Raw genomic sequence first — 7956 nt, forward strand, 5'->3', positions numbered from 1 at the left:
GCTGCCTCAAACGCCGCCTGGCGCGCGTCGTCTTCACCCGACTGCGAGCCGACCACCACCCCCACCCCGCACTGCAAACAGCTGCCTAAACCTGCTCCTTGACATAGGAGCAACGCACGCTCGCGGGAGAAAGGTCAGTCCTCCGGGTTGTAGCCGAGGTTGGGGGCGAGCCAGCGCTCGGCTTCCCGCAGGGTCCAACCCTTGCGCCTCGCGTAATCGGCGACCTGGTCCTGGGCCATCCGGCCGATCACGAAGTACTGCGACTGCGGGTGCGAGAAGTACCAGCCGCTGACGGCGGCGCCGGGCCACATCGCCATCGACTCGGTGAGCTCGATGCCGGTCCGCTCCTTGACGTCCATCAACTTCCAGAGGGTCACCTTCTCGGTGTGCTCCGGGCAGGCCGGGTAGCCGGGGGCGGGGCGGATGCCCCGGTACTTCTCGCCGATGAGCGCGTCGTTGTCCAGCTGCTCGTCCGGCTCGTATCCCCAGAACTCCTTGCGGACCCGTTGGTGCATCCGTTCGGCGAACGCCTCGGCCAGCCGGTCGGCGACCGACTCCAGCAGGATCGCGCTGTAGTCGTCGAGCGCCGCCTTGAACTCCGCGATCTTCTCCTGGCTGCCGAGCCCCGCGGTGACGGCGAAGGCGCCGACGTAGTCGGCCAGGCCGGTGTCCCTGGGCGCGATGAAGTCGCCCAGCGACCGGTTGGGGATGCCGTCGCGGTGCTCGCCCTGCTGACGCAGGTTGCGCAGCGTGGTCAGCACCTCGGAGCGGGTGTCGTCGGTGTAGACCTCGATGTCGTCACCGATCGCGTTCGCGGGGAAGAACCCGATCACGCCGTTGGCCGTGAGCCACTTCTCCTTGATGAGGGTGTCGAGCATCTGCTGGGCGTCGTCGTACAGCTTGCGGGCGGCCTCGCCCGAGGCCGGGTTGTTCAGGATGTCGGGGAATCGCCCCTTCATCTCCCAGGCGTTGAAGAACGGCTGCCAGTCGATGTACTCGCGCAACTCGGCCAGGTCGTAGTCCAGGAACTCCCGCACGCCGAGGCCCTGGGCGGGCGTCGGCGGCGAGTAGCCGTCCCACTCGATCGGCGTCCGGTTCGCGCGGGCCTTCTCCAGCGTCAGCATCGGCCGCTCGTTCTTCTGGGCGTGCCGTTCGCGCAGGGACGCGTAGTCCTTCTCGGTCGCCTCCAGCAGGGCGGGACGCTGCTTGTCGTCGAGCAGCGCGGCCGCGACCGGCACGGAGCGCGACGCGTCCTTGACCCAGACCACCGGACCGCTGCGACGCGGGGCCACCTTCACCGCGGTGTGCGCGCGCGAGGTGGTCGCGCCGCCGATCAGCAGCGGGATCTCCAGCCCCTCGCGTTCCATCTCGACGGCGAAGTTGACCATCTCGTCCAGCGACGGGGTGATGAGTCCGGAGAGCCCGATGATGTCGGCGTCGTGCTCCTTCGCCGCGTTCAGGATCTTCTCGGCCGGCACCATCACGCCGAGGTCGATCACCTCGAAGTTGTTGCACTGCAGCACGACTCCGACGATGTTCTTGCCGATGTCGTGGACGTCGCCCTTGACGGTCGCCATGATGATGGTGCCGTTGGTGTCCTTCGCCGCTGCGGTGCCGTTCTGCTCTTTCTCTTCTTCGATGAACGGCAGCAGGTACGCGACGGCCTTCTTCATCACCCGGGCCGACTTCACGACCTGGGGCAGGAACATCTTGCCCGAGCCGAAGAGGTCGCCGACGACGTTCATGCCGTCCATCAGCGGGCCCTCGATCACCTCGATCGGGCGGCCACCCGCCGCGGCGATCTCGGCCCGCAACTCCTCGGTGTCGGCGTCGACGTGGGCGTCGATGCCCTTCACCAGCGCGTGCGTGATCCGCTCGCGGACCGGGAGGCCGCGCCACTCGGCCGCCGCCGGGTCCTCGGCCTTGTCGGTGCTGTTGAACCGTTCGGCGATCTCCAGCAGCCGTTCGGCCGCGTCCTCCCGGCGGTTCAGGACGACGTCCTCGATGCGCTCCCGCAGTTCGGGGTCGATCGAGTCGTAAGGCACCAGCGCGCCGGCGTTGACGATGCCCATGTCGAGGCCGGCCTTGATGGCGTGGAACAGGAACACGGCGTGGATCGCCTCGCGGACGGGGTTGTTGCCCCGGAACGAGAACGAGACGTTCGAGATGCCGCCCGAGATGTGCACCCCGGGCAGGTTCTCCTTGATCCAGGCGCAGGCCTCGATGAAGTCGATCCCGTAGGTCGCGTGCTCCTCGATGCCGGTGGCCAGCGCGAAACAGTTGGGGTCGAAGATGATGTCCTCGGCCGGGAAGCCGACCTCCTCGGTCAGGATCCGGTAGGCGCGTCCGCAGATCTGTTTGCGGCGCTCCAGGTTGTCGGCCTGGCCCTGCTCGTCGAAGGCCATCACGACGACGGCGGCGCCGTACTTGCGGCACAGCCGCGCCTCGCGGACGAACTTCTCCTCGCCCTCCTTCAGGGAGATCGAGTTGACGATCGGCTTGCCCTGGGTGTTCTTCAGGCCCGCCTCGATGACCTCGAACTTGGAGGAGTCGATCATCACCGGCACGCGGCTGATGTCCGGCTCGGCCGCGATCAGCTTGGTGAACCGGTCCATCGCGGCGACGCCGTCGATCATGCCCTCGTCCATGTTGATGTCGATGACCTGCGCGCCCACCTCGACCTGCTGCAGGGCGACCGACAGCGCGCTGTCGTAGTCCTCGGCCTTGATCAGGTTGCGGAATCGGGCCGAGCCGGTGATGTTGGTGCGCTCGCCGATGTTGACGAACAGCGAGTCCTCGGTGATGTTGAGCGGCTCCAGCCCCGAGAGCCGGGTCGCCACCGGGATCTCCGGCACCTCACGCGGCGGCTTGCCCTCGACCACCTTGGCAATCTCGGCGATGTGGGGCGGCGCGGTTCCGCAGCACCCGCCGACCAGGTTGACCAGGCCGGCCTCGGCGAAGTCGGCGATGTAGCCGGCCTGACGCTCCGGGGTCTCGTCGTACTCGCCGAAGGCGTTCGGCAGCCCGGCGTTGGGGTAGCAGGAGACGAAGGTGTCCGCGATCCGCGACACCTCGGCGATGTAGGGCCGCATCTCGGGCGCGCCCAGGGCGCAGTTGAGGCCGACCGCGATCGGCTTGGCGTGCCTGATCGAGTTCCAGAACGCCTCGGTGACCTGCCCGGACAGCGTCCGGCCGGAGGCGTCGGTGATGGTGCCCGAGATGATCAAGGGCCAGCGCCGTCCCCGCTCCTCGAACAGCGTCTCGACGGCGAACACCGCCGCCTTGGCGTTCAGCGAGTCGAAGATGGTCTCGACGATGAGGAGGTCGACCCCGCCGTCGACCAGGCCGTTGGCGGCTTCGAGGTAGGCGGCCACCAACTGGTCGTAGGACACGTTGCGGGCCCCGGGGTCGTTGACGTCCGGCGAGATGGACGCGGTGCGCGTCGTCGGCCCGATGGCGCCGGCGACGTAGCGGGGCTTGTCCGGGGTGCTGTACTCGTCGGCGGCCTTGCGGGCCAGGGCCGCGCCGGCGTAGTTCAACTCGTAGGCGAGGTCCGCCATGTCGTAGTCGGAGAGCGAGATCGCGTTCGCGTTGAACGTGTTCGTCTCCAGGATGTCGGCGCCCGCGTCGAGGTACTCGCGGTGGATGCCCTCGATGATCTGCGGCTGTGTCAGGTTGAGCAGGTCGTTGTTGCCCTGCAGGGCGGTCGGCCACTCCGTGAACCGGTCGCCGCGGTAGCCGTCCTCGTCGGGCCGGTCGCGCTGGATCGCGGTGCCCATCGCGCCGTCGATCACCATGATTCGCCGCCGCAGGGTCGCCGTCAGTTCGTCGGTGCAGTCGGGACGGATGTTCGGCGCGAAAGTGTCCGGGTTCGTGGCGTTCACGTGCGTTCCTTCCGTTACGGAAGGCGTCCTTGACTCTGCCGAGCGTGGCGGATACGCCGTATCCGTTGCAACGCCTCTCGACCAGAAGAGTCTACGTTGTCACCCGACGTCTGGACGCCCAACTCATCGCCGCGATCGACAGCTCGCGGATCCTGTCGGCGAGGTGATAGTTACCCAGGTTAACCAGTTTGACGCCGAGCGTATTTCGCCGGGGCCGCGCCACCACAAAGATGGTGCGCCAATCGGATGCCCGGCCCCGCCATGGCACCGGCGGGAAGGCCGTACGCTGATTCTGTGGCCTATCCCGACGGCGGCGCCGCGCTGCCCGAACTGCACAACACGATCGTCGTGGCGGCGTTCGAGGGGTGGAACGACGCCGGCGACGCGGCCAGTGACGCGCTCGAGCACCTCGAGGTCATCTGGGAAGCCGATCCGATCGTGGAGATCGACGACGAGGCGTATTACGACTACCAGGTGAATCGCCCGGTCATCCGGCAGGTCGACGGCGTGACCCGGGAGCTGGTGTGGCCGGCGATGCGGATCTCGCACTGCCGGCCCCCCGGCGGCGACCGCGACGTGGTGCTGATGCACGGCGTCGAGCCCAACATGCGCTGGCGGACGTTCTGCGCGGAGCTGGTGGCCATCGCCGACAAGCTGAACGCCGACACCGTCGTGATCCTCGGCGCTTTGCTGGCCGACACCCCGCACACCCGCCCGGTGCCCGTCTCGGGCGCGGCGTACTCCCCCGAGTCGGCCAAGCGTTTCGGCCTCGAGGAGACCCGCTACGAGGGGCCGACGGGGATCGCCGGGGTTTTCCAGGACGCGTGCGTGGCCGCGGGGATCCCGGCGGTGACGTTCTGGGCGGCCGTGCCGCACTACGTGTCGCAGCCGCCGAACCCCAAGGCGACCGTGGCGCTGCTGCGCCGGGTGGAGGACGTGCTCGACGTCGAGGTCCCGCTGGCCGACCTGCCGGCCCAGGCCGAGGAGTGGGAGCAGGCGATCACCGAGATGGCCGCCGAGGACGAGGACCTGGCCGAGTACGTGACGTCGCTGGAACAGCGCGGCGACGCCGAGGTCGACGTCAACGAGGCCCTCGGCAAGATCGACGGCGACGCCCTGGCCGCCGAGTTCGAGCGCTACCTGCGCCGCCGCCGGCCCGGCTTCGGGCGCTGAGCGCCCGCGATCACTCCTGCGGTGGGGGTTCCAGGCCGAGGGTGTACGCGCTGACGCATCGACCGAGGGCGGCGACCTCGGCATCCATCCGCGGCACCAATTCGGCGGTGTGCCGCAGGACGGGAAGCTCGCCGATCGGCGTGGACAGCACCGGCTTGAGCCAGCGGAAGAGACCCACCCACGGCGGGGAGTAGATGCGGCGCGCCCGGCGCTCGATGCCCTTGACGAAGGCGTCCGCGCAGTCGTCGACGGTGGTGGTCTTGCTCAACGGCCAGGGCAGCTTGGTCAGCAGCTCGGCGAACGAGGGCAGGTCGGCCTTGGTGTCGCGAACCAGCGCGGTGTCGATCCACGACATGTGCGCCGAGCCGACGCTCACGCCGTGGTGGGCGACCTCCAGGCGCAGCGCGTTGGCGAGGGCTTCGACGCCGGCCTTCGACGCGTTGTAGGGGGCCAAACCGGGGGCCGCCGCGTATGCCGCCAGCGACGAGACGATGAGCGCGTAGCCGCGGCGCTCGATCACCGCCGGCAGGGTGGCACGCAGGGTGTGGAAGACGCCGAGCACGTCGACGTCCAGCACCCGCTTGAATGCCTCCGGGTCGACCTGCAGCACCGATCCGTAGCTGGCGATGCCGGCGTTGGCCACGACGACGTCGATGCCGCCGAAGCGTTCGACGGCCCTGGCCGCGGCGGACTGCATGGCGGGCAGGTCGCGCACGTCGGCGACGGCCGTCTCGACGCGCTCCTCCCCGATCTCGGCGGCGAGTGCCTTCAGCTCGGCCGCGTCGAGATCGGTGAGCACCAGCTTGGCGCCGCGCTTGCTCAACCTGCGCGCGACCTCGGCGCCGATGCCCCGCGCGCCGCCGGTGATGAACACAACCTTGCCCTGCAGTGACGTCATGGCGGAGAACCTACCCCGGGTGAATGTCCACGCCGAGCAGCGCATCGGCGGCCGCGGCCACCAGCTGCGGCGCGTCGGCGTCGTGGCCGCCGTATTCCAGCGCATCCGTGCACCAACCATCAAGCGCCGCAATCGCTTTGGGCGTGTTGAGGTCGTCGGCCAGGTACCGCCGCAGGCGCGCGACGACGTCGGCCGCGTCCGGTCCGGCGGTCAGCGCCGTGGCGGTGCGCCAGCGGTGCAGGCGGGCGTTCGCCTCGTCGAGCACGTCGGCGCTCCAGAACCGGTCGGCACGGTAGTGTCCGGCCAGCAGACCCAGCCGGATGGCCGACGGCTCGACGCCCTGCGCCCGCAGCGCGGACACCAGCACCAGGTTGCCGCGGCTCTTCGACATCTTGTGGCCGTCCCAGCCGATCATCCCGGCGTGCACGTAATGGCGCGCGAATCGCCGCTCCCCGCGCACGCATTCCGCGTGCGCCGCGGTGAACTCGTGATGCGGAAAGATCAGGTCGCTACCGCCGCCCTGGACGTCCAGCCCGCTGCCGATGCGGCTGAGCGCGATCGCCGCGCACTCGACGTGCCAGCCGGGACGGCCCGCGCCGAACGGTGACGGCCAGCTGGGCTCCCCCGGCCGCGCCGCCCGCCACAGCAGCGCGTCGAGCTCGTCGCTCTTGCCCGGCCGCCGGGGATCGCCGCCACGCTCCTCCGACAGCCGCAGCATGGTCTCGCGGTCGTACCCCGACTCGTAGCCGAACTGCGGCGTGGCGTCGGCCCGGTAGTAGATGTCCGGGTATTCGCCGTCGAGCACGTACGCCGCACCCGACGCCAGCATCTTCTCGACCAGCTCGACGACCTCCGGGATCGCCTCGGTGGCGCCCACATACTCCCGAGGGGGCAGCACCCGCAGCGCCGCCATGTCCTCGGCGAACAGCGCGACTTCCCGGTCGGCGAGCTCACGCCAGTCGACCCCGTCGCGCTCGGCGCGTTCGAGCAGCGGATCGTCGACGTCGGTGACGTTCTGCACGTAGTGCACGTCGTGGCCGAGGTCGAGCCACTGGCGGTAGACCAGGTCGAACGTCAGATACGTGGCGGCGTGCCCGAGGTGGGTGGCGTCGTACGGGGTGATGCCGCAGACGTACATGGTGGCCTTGGCCCCAGCCGTCACCGGGCGCACCTGCCGGTCGGACGTGTCGTAGAGGCGCAGCTCCGGTCCACGCCCCGGCACAGCGGGGACGTGGGCGGAAGACCATGCCTGCATATCGTCGACTCTAAACGCGGGCGGAATCAGCGAAATTCCGACGGCCGAGCCCGAATCGGCCGAACGGCCGTCGTGTCCCGGCTGGCTAACGGGCCGGAACCATGGAGTCGTGGGCTACAGGTTCAGGCCGTTACTGCCGTTGTTGCCGTTGACGGCATCGACCCCACCGGGCGCGGTCCCTTGGCCGCCGACGCCGCCCTTACCACCGATGCCCCCGACCGCGCTCAGGCCATTGCCGCCGTTGCCGCCGGCACCGCCGATGCCGCCGTTTCCGCCTTTGCCCGTCCCGCCGGCGGTGGCGCCGCCGGTGCCCCCCGCGCCACCGCCGCCGCCGTTGCCGCCGCCGCTACCGCCGCCGTCGCCACCGATGCCGCCCTGGCCGCCCTGACCGCCCGTTCCGCCGTTGAAGTTGACGTCGCCCTTGCCGCCGGTGCCGGCCGGGCCGCCGCCGCCGCCCGCGCCTCCCGCGCCGAAGATGCCGCCGGTGCCGCCGCTGCCGGCGGCGCCACCCGCGCCGCCGGCTCCGCCTGCGCCACCCTGGCCGCCGGTGGCGCCGCTGGTTCCGGTGCCGGCGCCACCGGCGCCACCGGACCCGGCTATGCCGCCATGGCCGCCGGCACCGCCGGAGCCGTTGAATCCACCCGGGAGGGCAGACCCGCCTTGACCGCCGGCGCCCCCGTCACCGCCGGCGCCTCCCTTTCCTCCGGCCGTCGGCGATGCCCCGGACACGCCCGTCGCGCCCGCCC

At 70.2% G+C, this 7956-nt stretch carries 4 protein-coding genes and 1 pseudogene; 1 reads left to right on the forward strand and 4 read right to left on the reverse strand.

Features of this window, described 5'->3' with window-relative positions:
* Positions 1-134: 134 nt before the first annotated feature.
* On the reverse strand, positions 135-3797 hold the full coding sequence (gene metH / locus GPY60_RS25840; RefSeq protein WP_231639837.1) for a methionine synthase: 3663 nt from the start codon (positions 3795-3797) through the stop codon (positions 135-137).
* A 348-nt stretch (positions 3798-4145) separates the two neighbouring features.
* Here metH and GPY60_RS25845 point away from each other — a divergent pair, with 348 nt between their 5' ends.
* Entirely contained in the window at positions 4146-5057 is a 912-nt protein-coding gene (locus GPY60_RS25845) for a PAC2 family protein (RefSeq protein ID WP_156690545.1), read from the forward strand.
* Between the two features lie 10 nt (positions 5058-5067).
* Here the strand turns inward: GPY60_RS25845 and GPY60_RS25850 are convergent, their stop codons facing one another.
* The 3 genes and pseudogenes from GPY60_RS25850 to GPY60_RS25860 form a co-directional block, all read right to left on the reverse strand.
* Positions 5068-5955: an SDR family oxidoreductase gene (locus GPY60_RS25850; protein WP_156690542.1), complete on the reverse strand. Its 888-nt coding sequence runs from the start codon at positions 5953-5955 to the stop codon at positions 5068-5070.
* Positions 5956-5965: 10 nt separating this feature from the next.
* A complete protein-coding gene (mshC, locus tag GPY60_RS25855; RefSeq protein ID WP_156690543.1) occupies positions 5966-7210 on the reverse strand; it encodes a cysteine--1-D-myo-inosityl 2-amino-2-deoxy-alpha-D-glucopyranoside ligase in 1245 nt (414 codons plus the stop codon).
* A 114-nt stretch (positions 7211-7324) separates the two neighbouring features.
* Positions 7325-7956 (reverse strand): annotated as a pseudogene (locus GPY60_RS25860) (PE family protein); the annotation flags it as partial.

This window comes from Mycobacterium sp. Marseille-P9652 (genome assembly GCF_902652685.1).
GTDB lineage: Bacteria > Actinomycetota > Actinomycetes > Mycobacteriales > Mycobacteriaceae > Mycobacterium.